Source organism: Archangium sp., from assembly GCF_036277355.1.
Taxonomy (GTDB): domain Bacteria; phylum Myxococcota; class Myxococcia; order Myxococcales; family Myxococcaceae; genus Archangium.
Window position 1 is genome coordinate 1 of record NZ_DASUNC010000065.1, and the last position, 15,460, is coordinate 15,460.

The 15,460-nt window shown below is 69.5% G+C and carries 10 protein-coding genes, 1 tRNA gene and 1 pseudogene; 7 read left to right on the plus strand and 5 right to left on the minus strand.

The window, feature by feature from the left end; all coding sequences use genetic code 11:
- Positions 1 to 330 (plus strand): annotated as a pseudogene (locus VFZ09_RS17650) (integrase core domain-containing protein); the annotation flags it as partial.
- Between the two features lie 52 nt (positions 331 to 382).
- Here the strand turns inward: VFZ09_RS17650 and VFZ09_RS17655 are convergent.
- The 3 genes from VFZ09_RS17655 to VFZ09_RS17665 all read right to left on the minus strand — a co-directional run bounded on the left by VFZ09_RS17655 (position 383) and on the right by VFZ09_RS17665 (position 3,745).
- Positions 383 to 2,233 carry an aminoglycoside 6-adenylyltransferase gene (locus VFZ09_RS17655; RefSeq protein WP_329728757.1) on the minus strand — a complete coding sequence of 617 codons (1,851 nt, stop codon included), beginning with the start codon at positions 2,231 to 2,233 and terminating at the stop codon, positions 383 to 385.
- Positions 2,234 to 2,526: 293 nt separating this feature from the next.
- Positions 2,527 to 2,622: transfer RNA gene (locus VFZ09_RS17660), tRNA-Sec, on the minus strand.
- A gap of 46 nt (positions 2,623 to 2,668) precedes the next feature.
- Complete coding sequence (locus VFZ09_RS17665; protein ID WP_329728758.1) at positions 2,669 to 3,745, minus strand: metallopeptidase family protein; 1,077 nt, start codon at positions 3,743 to 3,745, stop codon at positions 2,669 to 2,671.
- 90 nt (positions 3,746 to 3,835) lie between these two features.
- Here VFZ09_RS17665 and VFZ09_RS17670 point away from each other — a divergent pair, with 90 nt between their 5' ends.
- Complete coding sequence (locus VFZ09_RS17670; RefSeq protein ID WP_073563930.1) at positions 3,836 to 4,192, plus strand: response regulator; 357 nt, start codon at positions 3,836 to 3,838, stop codon at positions 4,190 to 4,192.
- A gap of 156 nt (positions 4,193 to 4,348) precedes the next feature.
- Positions 4,349 to 5,989, plus strand: coding sequence for a chaperonin GroEL (groL, locus tag VFZ09_RS17675; RefSeq protein ID WP_329728759.1), 1,641 nt, complete (start codon positions 4,349 to 4,351; stop codon positions 5,987 to 5,989).
- A 103-nt stretch (positions 5,990 to 6,092) separates the two neighbouring features.
- Here groL and sinK read toward each other — a convergent pair whose 3' ends face one another.
- On the minus strand, positions 6,093 to 7,673 hold the full coding sequence (sinK, locus tag VFZ09_RS17680) for a hybrid histidine protein kinase/response regulator SinK (protein ID WP_329728760.1): 1,581 nt from the start codon (positions 7,671 to 7,673) through the stop codon (positions 6,093 to 6,095).
- A 140-nt stretch (positions 7,674 to 7,813) separates the two neighbouring features.
- On the opposite strand from sinK, the gene VFZ09_RS17685 reads away from it, so the two are divergent.
- Positions 7,814 to 8,209: a demethoxyubiquinone hydroxylase family protein gene (locus VFZ09_RS17685; RefSeq protein ID WP_329728761.1), complete on the plus strand. Its 396-nt coding sequence runs from the start codon at positions 7,814 to 7,816 to the stop codon at positions 8,207 to 8,209.
- 7 nt (positions 8,210 to 8,216) lie between these two features.
- Here VFZ09_RS17685 and VFZ09_RS17690 read toward each other — a convergent pair whose 3' ends face one another.
- Positions 8,217 to 9,593, minus strand: coding sequence for a diguanylate cyclase (locus VFZ09_RS17690; protein WP_329728762.1), 1,377 nt, complete (start codon positions 9,591 to 9,593; stop codon positions 8,217 to 8,219).
- Between the two features lie 49 nt (positions 9,594 to 9,642).
- Between VFZ09_RS17690 and VFZ09_RS17695 the strand changes: the two genes are divergently transcribed.
- The 3 genes from VFZ09_RS17695 (at position 9,643) to VFZ09_RS17705 (ending at position 15,441) form a co-directional block, all read left to right on the plus strand.
- A complete protein-coding gene (locus tag VFZ09_RS17695) occupies positions 9,643 to 10,455 on the plus strand; it encodes a chemotaxis protein CheW (RefSeq protein WP_329728763.1) in 813 nt (270 codons plus the stop codon).
- A gap of 123 nt (positions 10,456 to 10,578) precedes the next feature.
- Positions 10,579 to 11,802 carry a response regulator gene (locus VFZ09_RS17700; protein ID WP_329728764.1) on the plus strand — a complete coding sequence of 408 codons (1,224 nt, stop codon included), beginning with the start codon at positions 10,579 to 10,581 and terminating at the stop codon, positions 11,800 to 11,802.
- Positions 11,803 to 11,892: 90 nt separating this feature from the next.
- Complete coding sequence (locus tag VFZ09_RS17705; RefSeq protein WP_329728765.1) at positions 11,893 to 15,441, plus strand: valine--tRNA ligase; 3,549 nt, start codon at positions 11,893 to 11,895, stop codon at positions 15,439 to 15,441.
- Positions 15,442 to 15,460 lie beyond the last annotated feature (19 nt).

Sequence of the window (15,460 nt, forward strand, 5' to 3'; positions counted from 1 at the left end):
GCCGCTATCTCCGGTGTCCACCTCGGCCGCCGTGCTGCTTCCAACCACGCTGGCTCCGCCTTCGTCGTCGCTGTGCTCGTCGTCATCGCGCCGCGCACTCTGCGGCTCCTCGAGCACCTGCACTACCTGGGCTGGATCGGAGGCTTACGCCAGTACGCCAGCGAGGACTACCAACGGGCGCTGGCTGCACGAGGCAGCCAGTGCCGCATGTCGCGTCGGGGCAACTGTTGGGACAACGCCGTGGTGGAGAGCTTCTTCTGCGCACTGAAGCAAGAACTCGTTTACACCACGGACTTCGTCACGCACGAGCAGACGCGGCGGGCCCTCTTCTAATACATTGAGGTCTTCTACAACCGGCAGAGGCGGCACTCGACCATAGTCGTCATTCACGGGAAGGGCGGGCGGGCGCCGGGAGCGTGGTGCGGATCCACTGGCTCACACGGTCGAATTGGGGGCCCGGAACCGGATGGCCCAACGCGGTCGCCAGTTCGTTCGCCGCCGAGGCGAATACCTCTAGCAACTCCAGCAGCACGGCGGACGCCGACTGCGCGTCGTAGGTCGGAAACCACTGCGGTACCCGCTCGAGCCAACGGCGATCCACCCATTGCTCGAAGCGACGCTCGGGCATGTCGTGGGCCCAGCCAGAGACGGAACTCGCGTGCCATTCGAGCATGCGGGCGAGCAGGGTGAACTTCATGGATTCGTTGAGCAGCCAGAAGCAAGGGAACCACACCTCACCCACGTGCAGCCACTTCGCGGCCTCGGTCGCGGCCAGCAGGACGTCGGAGACGGTGCGCTGGAATTCGTAGCAGGACGGTGGTCGGCGGGTGCGATCCCTGGCTTCGCTCGTCACGGGAACGGAGCGCAAGAGGCTGTCCTTGTCCAGCAGGAGCCGGTGGTCCCCCTGCAGGGTCATCTTGATCTTATCTGGCAGGGAGGCGCCCGGTACCGGGACGGTGCTCATCACCATATCGCACTCGAGCGCGTCTTCGTACAACGCCCTGACGAGGTGTCCGCCGAGAGGGTCCGGCATTCCCTTCTCCGGCGGGCTGTGCCGGTACATCGTGGCAGACCAGAGATTGCCGAAGGTGCGCAGCCACGCTTCGTCATCGAGGTATCGATCCGGGTTGCTTGAGAGCACGATGATGTCGAGATCCGACCACCGGTCCGCCCGGCCGTCGACGGCATGGGAGCCGAACAGCAGCAGGGCTCGGATGTCGGGGGTGGCTTCCGCCCACTGGATGAGCCGGTGCAGGAATGCCTCCATCGGCGCCAGGCCGGCACCGCCGTCCTCTCGCGGTGCGCTGGGCGTCTGCCGGTCTGGTTGTGCCAGCAAGGGCACGATGCATAATTCCACCCAGTCATACACACGTTCATCCGTCGGACGGGTGAGCGGTTCCGCGAGCGCCTTTGCAGTCTCATCGGTAAGCCAGCGATATAGCTTCATGACGTGCAGGAGCGAGCGGGCCAAGGCGACCAGGTCATGACGGGGAAATACCTGAGCGAGCGCGGCAAGGGCGCGCGGATCGGCCCAGGTCTCGAGGTGCAGGCCGTCGGGAGACGTCCGGGCCCGGGCCGTTGCCCACGCGTGGGCGGCGAGCATGCGCTGAAGTAGATGGGGAAGCAGCCGATCGAACTTCTTGCGGCGCGTGTACCAGAGCTCACCGCGGCGCAGGTGCTTAGCCGTCCACACCAGAGCGGAGCGGAAGCTCTCGACGTCGTTGCGAAGATCTTCGATCGAGAGGGGAGGGCCCTCCAGCGCCCTCGGGGCGGCGGGCGGCGCGGTCGTGAGGCTCGTCATCAACCCCGCCTCGTCGAGCAGGATCCTCAGGGGCAGCTGGAGGTTCTGGGCCAGCATTCGAGTGGCATCGAGGGGGGAGCTATCGGAAGGGCTGGACTGGACCAACAGCAAATCGACCACGAGGCCCGGGTCGAGCAGTGCGCGCAGGGTGCGCCGGACGGTGCGCTCCGAAGGAAGGTGGGGCAGCTCCAGCCAGATGGCATCGAAACACCGTGACCACCAGGGGTCGGCGAGACAGCGTTCGATGTCCTCGGCCAGTACCACCACGCAGCCGTCGGTGATTTCGCGGCGAGCGGTTCCCCCTCTCGAGATGGACCATGCGATCGCGCGTCTCCCCGGTACGTGCTTGGCTCCTTCAGCGAGGCGGCGGACGAGTGCCTCAAATCCAGAGACCGCCAGAAATGAGCTCGACATGCGCACCGCTTCTACCATGCGGTTCTGGCCCCGTCTCTCTTGTGACCCGAGAGACTTCGTGAGTCCCACCAGCGCATGAAGGCTGGATCGCGACCGACCCAAGGCCCCGCGTGCTCGTTCTACGAGCGCAGCCGCATGCCCGGCATCATTGCTTCCGAGCGCACTTCCCTATGAGGGATGAAAGCGAAGGGGCTGCCCTCTTGAGGGACGTAAAAGGGACGTAATCGAACGGACGCCCCCGAACGCTGGTGAACACCTGGGCCCAAGGGCTCACCCGCCGCAAACGCCCATTCTTAGAGGAGAATAGGGGTCGGTAGGACAGAGGAATCGAACCTCCCAGGGACATGTCTCCATGCCCCCCACCGGTTTTGAAGACCGGGCCGGCCACCAGGTCCGGAGGTCCTACCACTCGCGATTACTGCCGGGCCGTGCCTCCCGCGTCAACGCCGCGTTTCAATCCAACCCGCGCTGCCACAAGTCATCCTCGTCCAGCCCCATCAAATGCCCGACCTCGTGCATCACCGTGATGCCGATCTGCTCGAGGAGCTCCTCGCGCGTCTTCGCGAAGCGCTCCAGGTTCTTCTGGTACAGCACGATGGACGCGGGGTAGGGGTCGAAGTTCCCCAGGATGCTGTGGCGCTCGCCCACCGGCGAGCCCCGGAACACCCCCAGGATGCACGGCGACAGCGGCGGACTCTCCCCCAGCAGATCCTCGTCCTTGGGAATCTCCTCCACCGCGATGGTGACGTTGTCCAGGTACTCCTTCACGTGCCCGGGCAGCGCCTTCACCGCGTCCTCCACCGCCTTGTCGAAGGCCTCCTCGCCCAGCTCCACCGGCGGGGGGAACTCCTGGGGCGCCACCGCCTGCGCCTTCCCGAACCGCTTGCGCGCCTCCTTCCCATCTCCCCGCCGCTCCGCCAGCAGTCCCAGGTAGTGGTGCGCCCACGGCTCGTCCGCCGCGTCCCTCAACACCTCCTCGAACGCCGCCTGCGCCTCCTCGAACCGGCACAGCTCGAACAGGGCAATCGCCCGCTCCAGCCGCGCCTCCACCGACCTCGGCACGTGCCCCAGCGCCGCGTCCAGGCTCCCCATCGCCCGCGCACACTCGCCCACCTGGTTCAGCCCGGTGCCCTCCAACAGGAGGAACTCGAAGAGCAGCTCCACGTCGCCCGCCCGCTGGGCCAGCTTCCGGCCCCGGGCGCACAGCTCCAGGCCCTCCTCCACCGCCTCGCGGTCGTCTCCCGCCCGGCACACCAGGCACTCGGCCGCCCCGAGCAGCAATTCGAGGTCATCCGGGGCCGCCTTGAGGGCTTTCCCGTATGCCTCCAGGGCCTCCTCCATCCGCCCCAGCTCCGCCAGGGTGGCCGAGCGCCAGTGCAGGGCCTCCGGCAGCCCCGGGGCCTTGGCCAGCAGCGCCTCCGCTCCGGCCAGGGCCTCCTCGTAGGCGCCCTCTTCAAATGCCGCCGCCACCCCGTCGAGCCGAACCTCCACGTCCGACGGCGCCGCCTGCTTCGACGTACGCTTCCCCATGTGCGGCGACATACGAACCCCTTCCGCGCGTTGTCAACGTGCGTCACGGCTGTTACGTTCCGCGGCCCCCTGCCTCCCTCGTAAGGGCCCGTGAACATTCTGGTCGTGGATGATGACGTCGAGCTGTGCACGCTGCTCTCTCGGTTCCTGGAGAAGCACGGCTACACCGTCTATTCCGCGGCAGACGCCTTGCAGGCCCTCGACATCCTCGAGCGTCACGAAGTGGGCCTCGTCATCAGTGACTACCGGATGCCCCACATGGACGGCATCCAGTTCACCGAGATGCTCAAGGCGGACCCCCGTCACCAGGGCACCTCCGTCATCCTCATGACGGGCAACGCCGATGGCAACGTGCACGACAAGGGCCTGCGCAAGGGCGTGGCCATGACGCTGGAGAAGCCCCTGGACTTCAATCAGCTTCTCAACCTCGTGCGCTTCGCCGAGTAGCCCGCCCTCCACCCGGGCCGTCCGCTCCCCCACAGCCACTTCCTTCCGTGTTGACAACCCGGGGCCGGCTCTTATTTTGGCGCTCGCCTGGGCCGAGTGCTAATCCCCGCACCCCGGCCCGCGTAGTCCATTCTTCAATTTTTTCAGGAGGTTACGATGGCAGCCAAGGAGATCTTCTTCCACCAGTCCGCCCGCGAGGCGATCCTGCGCGGCGTGCGCACCCTCTCGGACGCGGTGGCGGTGACGCTCGGTCCCAAGGGCCGCAACGTGGTGATCGAGAAGTCGTTCGGCTCGCCCACGGTGACCAAGGACGGTGTGACGGTCGCCAAGGAGATCGATCTCGAGAACAAGTTCGAGAACATGGGCGCCCAGATGGTCAAGGAGGTGGCGTCCAAGACATCGGACAAGGCCGGTGACGGCACCACGACGGCCACGGTGCTGGCCCGGGCCATCTACGAGGAGGGCCTGAAGCTGGTGGCCGCCGGCCACAGTCCGATGGACCTCAAGCGCGGCATCGACAAGGCCGTGGAGACGGTGGTCGCCGAGCTGAAGAAGCTGTCCAAGCCCACGGCCGACAAGAAGGCCATTGCCCAGGTGGGCACCATCTCCGCCAACGGCGACGAGACGATCGGCACCATCATCGCCGACGCCATGGAGAAGGTGGGCAAGGAGGGCGTCATCACGGTGGAGGAGGGCAAGGGCCTGGAGACGACGCTGGACGTGGTCGAGGGCATGCAGTTCGACCGCGGCTACGTGTCCCCCTACTTCGTCACCAACCGGGACCGCATGGAGGCCGTGCTGGATGACGCCTACCTGCTCATCAGCGAGAAGAAGGTCTCGGCGATGCAGGACCTCATCCCCGTGCTCGAGCAGGTGGCGCGCTCGGGCAAGCCGCTGCTGATCATCGCCGAGGACGTGGAGGGCGAGGCCCTGGCCACCCTGGTGGTGAACAAGATCCGCGGCGTGCTGAACGTGGCCGCCGTGAAGGCCCCGGGCTTCGGTGATCGCCGCAAGGAGATGCTGCAGGACATCGCCACGCTGACGGGTGGCACGGTGGTGAGCGAGGAGCTGGGCCACAAGTTCGACGCCCTCACGCTCAACGACCTGGGCCGCGCCAAGCGCATCACCATCGACAAGGACAACACCACCATCGTCGACGGTGCCGGCAAGCGCGAGGCCATCGAGGGCCGCATCAAGCTGATCCGCGGCCAGATGGAGACGACCACCAGCGACTACGATCGCGAGAAGCTGCAGGAGCGGCTGGCGAAGCTGGCCGGCGGCGTGGCCGTCATCCACGTGGGCGCCGCGACCGAGACGGAGATGAAGGAGAAGAAGGCCCGCGTCGAGGACGCGCTGCACGCCACCCGCGCGGCCGTGGAGGAGGGCATCGTCCCCGGCGGCGGCGTGGCCTACCTGCGCACCCTGGCCGCCCTGGACAAGATGAAGCTGGGCGGGGAGCAGGACTTCGGCGTGGACATCATCCGCAAGGCCCTGCAGGAGCCGCTGCGGAAGATCGCCTCCAACGCGGGCCTCGAGGGCGCCGTCATCATCAACAAGGTCCGCGAGGGCCAGGGCGCGTTCGGCTACAACGCCCGCACGGACGTGTTCGAGGACCTGGAGAAGGCCGGCGTCATCGACCCCACCAAGGTGGAGCGCACCGCGCTGCAGAACGCCGCCTCCGTCGCCTCGCTGCTGCTGACCACCGAGGCCATGGTCGCCGATCGTCCCAAGAAGAAGGCCAAGGGCGCGGCGGCTGGCGGCGCCCCGGACTACGGCGGCGACGATCTGGAGTACTGAGCTTCAGTGACTTGAGCTGAGCTCCCGGCCCCGGGTGCCTCCCTCGAGGAGGTGCTCGGGGCCGTGGTGTTTCGGGGACTCGGTGGACGCGGAGGGAAGACCCTCACCCCGGCCCTCTCCCAGAGGGAGAGGGAGCGCCCAGGAGGCGGGACAGCTCGTGGCCGAGCTCCCGGGCATCCAGGTCCCGGGGCAGGCACCCGGACGCACCCGCGCGCAGGGCCTCCAGCACCAGCTCCTGCGAGAGGTACCCGGCGAGCACCACGAAGGGGGCTCCCCGGGCCTGCTTCCGCGCCAGGTCCAACGCCTGTTTCCCGTAGGCGCCAGGCAGCTCCCAGCTCACCACCACGGCCGCCGGGGCCTCCGCGGTGGGCTCCGCGGGCGCGCCCGTCAGCACCCGCGCCTCCAGTCCCAGCAGGGCGAGCGCCTCGGTGAGCCGCCGGGCCGCGGCGGGGCTCTCCTCGAAGACGTCCACGCGGCGGCTCGCCGGGGGCTGTGCCCGCCGGGGGGGCGCGGCTTGCGTGAGGGCCTCGCGCAGCTTCGTGCGCACCTCGCGGATGTCGTCGAAGGGCTTGAGCAGGTAGTCCAGCAGCCCCAGCTCCATGGCCTGCTGCGCCGTCACCAGCGAGGGGTAGCCCGTCATCAGGATGACGCGCGAGTGGGGATCCAACCGGCGCGCCTGCTGCGCCAGCTCCAGGCCCGAGAGGCCCGGCAGGTTCTTGTCCGTGACGATGAGGTCCACCGCTCCCCGCTTCAGCTGCTCGAGCGCGTCCTCGGCGGTGGCGGCCTCGAGCACCTCGCACTCCCGGCCCATCAGGTCCTTGAAGACGCTGCGGATGATCTCCTCGTCATCCACCACCAGCAGGCGGCGGCGCGCGGGGGCCTGCGTGGGCGCGGGGGCGCCCGGGGCAGGGCAGGGGGAGGCCACCGGGAGCGAGCCCGGGGCGGGGAAGAGGACGCGGAAGACGGTGGTGGGCGGAGGTTGAGCCGCCAGCACCGAGGAGGGGACGAGCTCCAGCCGCGCATGGTGCTCCTGCGCGATGCGCCGGCACACCGCGAGCCCCAGCCCGGTGCCGCGCTTGTTGCCCGTCACATAGGGCTCGAAGAGGCGGTGGCGCACGGCCTCGGAGACGCCCGGGCCCCAGTCCGCCACGTACATCACCGGCGACGTTCCCTCGCGCCCCAGCACCACCTTCACGCGCCCCGGCCCCGACACCGCGTCGCGCGCGTTGTTGAGCAGGTTGAGGGTGAGCTGCTCCAGCAGCCGGCCATTGCCCTGGACGGTCAGGTCCTCGGGCGCCTCCACCTGGAGCGTGACGCGGGCGGAGTCCGGGTTGAGGCCGAAGGCGCGCGTCGCCGCCTGCACGTGCGTCACCAGCGACACGGCCTGCTGCGGCGCGGGGCGCTCGCTGGCCAGCCGGGTGAAGTCGGAGATGATCTGCTCCATCCGCTCCACCTGGGCCAGCATCTGCTTCAGGGGGCCGCGCGTGCCGATCTCCTCGGACAGCATCTGGGTATAGGCCTTCACCCCCAACAGCGGCTGGCGGAGCTCGTGGAGCACTTCGGCCGCGAGCTGGGTGGAGACCGTGCTGGTGCGTTGCAGCTCCGCGGCGGCGGCCTTCGCCGCCGGCAGATCTCCCGCCTCCAGGGCCTGCAGCAGGTGCGCGAGCGGGACCGGGATGTCCATGGTTCATCAGCATGGCCGAGCCACCCGCCCGGCCGCAACGCGAGCCGCTGGAATCCGTTGACCAGCGGCCCCTGGCGCACGGATGCTGCTGGCGCCACACCTTCCGCTCATACTCACCGTATGTGCCCGGGGAGTCCTTCATGCCGCAGACCAATCCCTTCCACGCGATGGTGCCCAGGAAGTTGACGGACTCGGAGCTGGCCCGCGCCATCCGCCTGGACATGGAGGCGGAGCTGGACGCCATCAACCTCTACGCCGCCCACATCGACGCCACGGACAACGAGGACGCCAAGGCCATCCTCCGTCACGTCATGGACGAGGAGCGCGAGCACGCCGCGCTCTTCTGGGAGCTGATCGCCCGCCTGGATCCCGCCCAGGCCGAGCACATCAAGGTGATGTCGGAAAAGTACCGGCTCATCGTCTCCGGCGCCTCGCACGAGGCGGTGGAGTCCGCGGGCGAGGGGGGGGGCGGGGGCTCCGCCGCGCCCGAGCCCGGCCTGGACAAGCGGCTGACGGTGGGCTCGCTGCGGCGCTGAGCCCGGCTCAGCTTCCGGTGGGCTGGCTGTGGCGGGCCTGGGGCGTGGCCTCCAAGTCGCGGGCCGCCATGTAGACGACGTTGCGGCTGCCCTTCTTGCCCCGGTACATGGCGCGATCCGCCAGGTCCAACAGCGTGGCCTTGTCCTGCGCGTGCTCGGGGAAGCTGGCCATGCCGATGCAGGTGGAGAGCGCCAACGAGTGGCCCTCGCGCGCGAGGAAGCGGTGGTTCTCCACGGTGCGCCGGATGCGCTCGGCCACCTTCAGCGCCCCGCCCGAGTCGGTACCCCGCAGCAGCACCACGTACTCGTCGCCGCCGTAGCGCACCGCCACGTCCCTGTCTCTCACGCACCCCTTGAGCACCCGCGCCATCTCCACCAGCAACTGCGAGCCCACCAGGTGCCCGTGGGTGTCGTTGACGCTCTTGAAGTAGTCCAGGTCCAGGAAGAGGAGGCTGAAGACGCCCTGGGTCTGCTGGGCGCTCTTCACCTCGCGGTCCAGCACCAGGTGCAGGTAGCGCGTGTTGAAGAGGTGGGTGAGGTCGTCCAGGTAGGCCAGGTCCTCCACCTCGGCGATGCGGCCCAGGTTGCGCAGGGCGAGCGCCAGACAGCGGGCGAGGAAGCCCGTGGCCTCGGCGATGCCCTCGGGCGGAGAGCCGGGGTAGAGGAGGACGGCATGGCCGAGCAGATCCTCCCCCTCGATGGCGGGCACGGCGAGGGCGCGCGGCCAGAGGCCCGGCAGCCCCTCCAGCACCCGCACCTCCCGGGACGTGCCCAGCCGCGGCGCCACGGAGGTGATGAGGGTGGCCTCCTGCGTCTGACTGCTCAGCCCCTGGGTGCCCAGCAGCCGCGTCCGGCCGCTGCCATCACACTGGAACAGCAGGGCGGCGCCGGCCGAGGCCCTGGAGAGGAAGGCGGCGCAGGCGGTCTCCGTCAGCCGGGCCCGGTCGAGCGTGGTGGAGATGCGCTGTCCCGTTTCCAACAGGGAGACGTACCGGCGCAGCGCCGCGTTCTCCGTCAGCAGCTCGCGCGTGGCGAGCGCCCGGTTCACGGCGTGCTGGAGCACCTCGGGCGCCACCGGCTTGACGAGGTACTCGGAGGCCCCGCTCTTGATCGCGCGCACCGCCGGATCCACCTTGTCCAGGCCGGTGATGACGATCACCTCGATGCCCGGGTAGTGCTCCTTGGTGTGGCGCAGCACCTCCATCCCGTCCCCGGTGGGGAGGATGAGGTCCGTCACCACCACGTCGTAGGGGGCCTGGGCCAGCGCCTCCTTGACCTCCTGGACGCTGGCCACGGCGGTGACGTCGTGGCCCACCCCACGCAGGTAGTCGCCGTACAGGGCCCGGGCGATTTTTTCGTCATCCACGAGGAGGAGGCGCGCCATCTCACCGAAGGGCTTACCACCCCGGCTCCGGGGCTGCTAGCCTGCCTCCGTGCCTCCCTACGAAAGCGGACGCCGGCTCTGTCTCCTGATGGAAGCGGGCGACACCCGCTTCTCCGTCGAGGCCACCTCCGTCATGGAGGTCGCCGCGCCGGGACCCGATGAGACCAGTCTGCGCGGTGTGCTCGAGGTGAAGGACTTGTCCGTGCTGCTCGGCGGCGAGCCGGAGCAGACCCCGGGCATGGTCGTGGTCTTCGACGTCAGCCCCACGCTGGCCGTCCGCGTCCGCTCCATCGTCGAGGTGACGGACGTGGCCCCGGCTCCCCACTTCCTGCTGCCCACGGGCCTGGGCGGCACGCTGGCCGCGCTCAGCCGCAGCGCCGTGCTCCACAAGGAGCGGCTCTACCTGGAGATCAACGCCGAGGCGCTCCCCCACGAGCCCGGCACCGTGCGCCCCCCTCCGCAGCTCCCCGTACGGCTCACCGAGTTGGCGCCTGAACGCTCGCTCGTCTTCGAGTCGCAGGGGCGTTTGTTTGGTGTCCCACTGTCCTGGGTGTCCCAGGTGGTGATGCGCGGGCCCGCCTTCAGCGCGCTGCCGGGGCGGAGTGGGGCGGTCGCGGGCGTCATGCCCCATGGCCAGGCGCTCTGGCCCCTGTACTCGGCGCCGGCGCTGCTGGGAGGCCCCTCCCGGGCGGAGGACTTCCTGGTGCTGGCCGAGCTGGAGGGCCGGAGCCTGGGGCTGTGCGCCTCGCGCGTGCTGGGCGTCCACCCCCGCTTCGAGCCCGCAGGGGAGCCGGGGGAGTTCACCGCGCCCGGCGTGCCCGGCCCCGTGCTCTTTCTGGACCTGCGGCGCATGTTTTCTTGAGCAGCCGCTTGTTTTCTTGAAGGCCCGGGTGCCCAACCGTAAGCTGCCCGGCTTGACAGTGGGACGCATCGTCCCGATTTCTCACCGAATTCCAGGGGGTTTGGACCCCCGAGGCCCGAACCGATGCCCAAGAATCTGCTGGTCGCCGATGACTCGCTCACCATCCGCAAGGTGATCGGGATGATCTTCGCGACCGAGGACTTTCAGGTCACCGCGGTCGACAACGGGCTGGACGCCATCACCCGGTCGCGCGAGCTGCGTCCGGACGTGGTGCTCGCGGATGTGATGATGCCGGGCAAGAACGGCTACGAGGTCTGCGAGGCACTCAAGAACGATCCGGCCACGCAGAGCATCCCCGTGCTGTTGCTGGCCGGTACCTTCGAGGCCTTCGACGAGGCCCGTGCGCGTGCGGCCAGGGCGGACGACCACATCACCAAGCCCTTCGAGAGCCAGGTGCTGCTCGACAAGGTGAAGACGCTGGTGGGGCAGAAGTCCAACACCATGCCCGCCTCCGCCGCCACCCAGGTCATCTCCAGTGGCCCCACCGCCGCCCCGCAGCCGCAGCGTCCCGCCGGTCCTCCGGGCCCTGGCGTGCCGCGTCCTCCGGGGCCGGGCATGCCGGGTCCGGGTGTGCCCCCGGGGCCGGGTGCTCCGGGCATGGCGCGTCCTCCGGGGCCGGGCATGCCGCCGGGGCCGGGTCCTCGTCCGGGGATGCCGGGGCCGGGCATGCCGCCGGGGCCGGGCGCTCCGGGCATGGCGCGTCCTCCGGGGCCGGGCATGCCGCCGGGTCCGGGTCCTCGTCCGGGGATGCCGGGACCGGGCATGCCGCCGGGTCCGGGTGCTCCGGGCATGGCGCGTCCTCCGGGACCGGGCATGCCGCCGGGTCCGGGCGCTCCGGGCATGCCGCGTCCGGGAATGCCGGGGCCTGGGGCCTCTCCCACCGCGGGCATGCCGACGGGCGGTCTGCCTCGTCCTCCGGGTGCCACGGCGCTGCCCACGGCGGCGCCTCCCGCCGCGGGCCGCGGCAGGGATCCGTTCGGTCTGGGTGCCCCCGCGGCCCAGCCCGCTCCCATCGAGGAGCCGGCCGAGGCCAGTGGCCTGGAGGAGCTCTCGCTCGATGAGCCCGAGCCCATCGCTCCGGCGCCGGCCCGCACTCCGGCGCCCGTCGCGGAGGCCCGGCACGCTCCCGCCGCCGATGGTGGCGAGGCCCTGCTGCGCGAGGCCCTCTCCAAGGCCTCCCGCGAGGTCATCGAGAAGATCGCCTGGGAGGTCGTTCCCCAGCTGGCCGAGACGATCATCCGCGAGGAGCTGGAGCGGTTGATCAAGGACCGCGAGACGAAGCACTGAGCTCCCATCTTCGTAGCTGCTTTCTCACCCCGACCGGCCCTCGTCGGGCCGGTCCTTCCACCGGCCCGCGTGGGCCGGTTCTCGTTTTCCATGAGCGATACGACCGAACTGCCCAAGGCCTATGACCCGAAGGAGGTCGAGGCTCGCTGGTACGCCTGCTGGATGGAGCGGAACTACTTCCGCGCCGACCCCGCGTCCGACAAGCCCGCCTTCTGCATCGTGCTGCCGCCGCCCAACGTGACGGGCAGCCTCCACCTGGGCCACGCGCTCACCGCCACCATCCAGGACATCCTCATCCGGTGGAAGCGCATGAGCGGCTTCAACGCCCTCTGGGTGCCTGGCACGGACCACGCCGGCATCGCCACGCAGATGGTGGTGGAGCGCGAGCTCAAGGAGAAGGAGAAGAAGTCCCGCCACGACCTGGGCCGCGAGAAGTTCCTCGAGCGCGTCTGGGAGTGGAAGAACAAGTACGGCAACCGCATCCGCGAGCAGCACAAGGTGCTCGGCGCCAGCCTGGACTGGAGCCGCGAGCGCTTCACCATGGATCCGGGTGTCTCGGCCGCGGTGCGCGAGGTCTTCGTCCGCCTGTACGAAGAGGGCCTCATCTACCGCGCCCAGAAGCTCATCAACTGGTGCCCCTCGTGCCACACCGCCCTCAGCGACCTGGAGGTCGAGCACGAGGAGAAGCAGGGCTCGCTCTGGCACATCCAGTACCCGGTGAAGGGCAGCGACCGGAAGCTCACCGTCGCCACCACCCGCCCGGAGACGATGCTCGGCGACACCGCCGTGGCCATCCACCCCGACGACGAGCGCTACCAGGGGCTCGCCGGCCAGTTCGTGGTGCTGCCGCTCACCGGCCGCGAAATCCCCATCATCGCCGACGCCGAGCTGGTGGATCCGGCCTTCGGCACCGGCGTGGTGAAGGTGACGCCCGCCCATGACTTCAACGACTACCAGACGGGCCTGCGGCACCACCTGCCCATGCTCAACGTCCTGGACGAGGCCGCGCGCATCAACAAGGAGGGCGGTGCGTACGCGGGCCTGGAGCGCTTCGCCGCGCGCAAGAAGATCCTCGAGGACCTCACCGCCCAGGGCCTGCTGGAGAAGGAGGAGCCGCACAAGCTGTCCGTGGGCGGCTGCCAGCGCTGCGCCACCGTGGTGGAGCCGCGCCTGTCTCCGCAGTGGTTCGTGAAGATCGAGCCGCTCGCCAGGCCCGCCATCGAGGCGGTGGAGCAGGGCCGCACGAAGATCATCCCGGAGTCGTGGACGAACACGTACTTCCACTGGATGCGCAACATCCACGACTGGACCATCAGCCGCCAGCTGTGGTGGGGCCACCAGATTCCGGCCTGGTACTGCGCCGAGTGCAGCCCGCGCCTGGAGGCCACCGGCGGCATCGACTACTCGCGCGCCGAGCCCCACGTCTCACGCACCGCGCCGGAGGCGTGCCCCAAGTGCGGCGGCTCTCGCCTGGAGCAGGACCCGGACGTGCTCGACACGTGGTTCTCCTCGGGCCTGTGGCCCTTCAGCACCCTGGGCTGGCCCGAGCAGACCCCCGAGCTGAAGGCCTACTACCCCAACTCCGTCATGGAGACGGGCCACGACATCCTCTTCTTCTGGGTCGCCCGGATGATGATGTTCGGCCTGCACTTCATGAAGGACGTGCCCTTCCGCACCGTGTACCTGCACGCGATGGTGCGCGACGAGAAGGGCGAGAAGATGTCCAAGACGAAGGGGAACGTGATCGATCCCCTCGACATCGTCCTGGGCGCTCCGGCCGATCAGCTCAACAAGAACCTGCGCAACAAGTTCCCCCAGGGCATGCCCGCCCACGGCGCGGACGCGCTGCGCTTCACCCTGGCCTCGCTCACCCAGCAGGGCCGCGACATCAAGCTCTCGCTGGATCGCGTGGCCGGCTACAAGGCCTTCGCCAACAAGCTGTGGAACGCCAGCCGCTTCGCCCTGATGAACATGGGCGACTTCAAGCTCGAGAACGAGAGGCGCATCACCGATCGCGAGCTCACCCTGGCGGACCGGTGGATCATCTCCCGGCTGCAGCGCGCCACCACGGAGACCCGCACCGCGCTCGAGGCCTACAACTTCGGCGAGGCCGCCTCCACCCTCTACCAGTTCCTCTGGGCCGAGTTCTGTGACTGGTACATCGAGCTGGCCAAGGGCGCGCTCTACGGTGAGGACGCCAAGGCCAAGGACAACACCCGCGCGGTGCTCGTCTTCTGCCTGGACCGCATCCTCCGGCTGCTCCACCCCTTCATGCCCTTCATCACCGAGGAGATCTGGCAGAAGCTGCCGATGGAGCGGGAGACCGACTCCCTCATGATCGCCTCGTACCCCGAGCCGGATGCGCAGCTCGTGGACGCCGCCGCCGAGGAGCAGATGGGCCCGGTCATCGCCGCCATCGAGGGCCTGCGCAACATCCGCGGCGAGAGCAACCTGCCGCCCTCGGCCCGCATCACCGCGTACGTGCAGAGCGCGGATGCGCGCACCCGCGAGCTGCTCGAGCGCTCGCGCGGCTACCTGATGCCCCTGGCCGGCCTGGGCGAGCTGCGGATTTCCGCTCCGGGACCCAAGCCCGCGCAGTCCGCGGCCTTCGTGGGCCCGCGGATGGAGGTCTTCGTCCCGCTCGCCGGCCTCATCGACGTGGATGCCGAGCGCGAGCGCCTCACCAAGGAGATCTCCCGCTCCGAGCAGGAACTGGGCGGCATCCAGCGCAAGCTGGACAACCCCAACTTCGTCGCCAAGGCGCCTCCGGACGTGGTGGAGAAGGACAAGGCCCGCGTCGAGGAGCTCACGGCGCGCATCTCCAAGCTGCAGGACAGCCTGAAGCGGCTCGCTCCCGACACGAGCACGCCCGCCGAGGCCGAGACGCCGGCTCCCGAGCCCAGCGCCAGCAAGGCGGACGCAGAGGGTGAGGTCGTCAAGGCCGAGGCGGGTGCCGTCGAGGCCGAGGCCGTGGAGACCGAAGCGGGTGCCGTCGAGACGACGACCGTCGTGGACGAGGACGACGAGGAGTTCGAGGCCATCGACGAGGAGTTCGACGAGGACGACGGGGACGGCCACGCGATCGGAGAGGCGGAAGCCGGAGAGGCTCCGGCCAGGGCCGAGCGCAAGGGCGACACCGCCCAGGGCGAGGTGAAGGCCAAGGTCGCCCCCGAGGCCTCGCCCGTCAGGGCTTCGGCGGAGAAGAAGGCCCCCGCCAAGAAGGCGGCTCCGGTCCCGAAGCCGACCCCAGCCCCGGCCCCAAAGCCGACTCCGGCCCCGAAGCCGAAGCCGACTCCGACCCCGAAGCCGACTCCAACCCCGACTCCGAAGCCGACTCCGGCCCCGAAGCCGGCTCCGCCTCCGAAGCCGGCACAGAAGGCGGCGGCCAAGAAGGCGGCCCCCGTGAAGAAGGCGGCGGCCAAGAAGGCTCCAGCCAAGAAGGCGGCTCCTGTGAAGAAGGCAGCAGCCAAGAAGGCGGCCCCCGTGAAGAAGGCGGCGGCCAAGAAGGCGGCTCCGGTGAAGAAGGCCGCGGCCAAGAAGGCTCCAGCCAAGAAGGCTCCGGCCAAGAAGGCTGTTGCCAGCAAGGCACCGGCGAAGAAGGCCGCGGCCAAGAAGGCTCCGGCCAAGGCCCGGCGCTGACCTCGATCGGAGACGCGAC

What these genes read in the sequence shown, in the direction of transcription:
- VFZ09_RS17655 (WP_329728757.1), bottom strand. Translation starts at nt 2,233, where the DNA reads ATGGTAGAAGCGGTGCGCATGTCGAGCTCATTTCTGGCGGTCTCTGGA.
- VFZ09_RS17665 (WP_329728758.1), bottom strand. Translation starts at nt 3,745, where the DNA reads ATGGGGAAGCGTACGTCGAAGCAGGCGGCGCCGTCGGACGTGGAGGTT.
- groL (WP_329728759.1), top strand. Translation starts at nt 4,349, where the DNA reads ATGGCAGCCAAGGAGATCTTCTTCCACCAGTCCGCCCGCGAGGCGATC.
- sinK (WP_329728760.1), bottom strand. Translation starts at nt 7,673, where the DNA reads ATGGACATCCCGGTCCCGCTCGCGCACCTGCTGCAGGCCCTGGAGGCG.
- VFZ09_RS17685 (WP_329728761.1), top strand. Translation starts at nt 7,814, where the DNA reads ATGCCGCAGACCAATCCCTTCCACGCGATGGTGCCCAGGAAGTTGACG.
- VFZ09_RS17690 (WP_329728762.1), bottom strand. Translation starts at nt 9,593, where the DNA reads ATGGCGCGCCTCCTCCTCGTGGATGACGAAAAAATCGCCCGGGCCCTG.
- VFZ09_RS17700 (WP_329728764.1), top strand. Translation starts at nt 10,579, where the DNA reads ATGCCCAAGAATCTGCTGGTCGCCGATGACTCGCTCACCATCCGCAAG.
- VFZ09_RS17705 (WP_329728765.1), top strand. Translation starts at nt 11,893, where the DNA reads ATGAGCGATACGACCGAACTGCCCAAGGCCTATGACCCGAAGGAGGTC.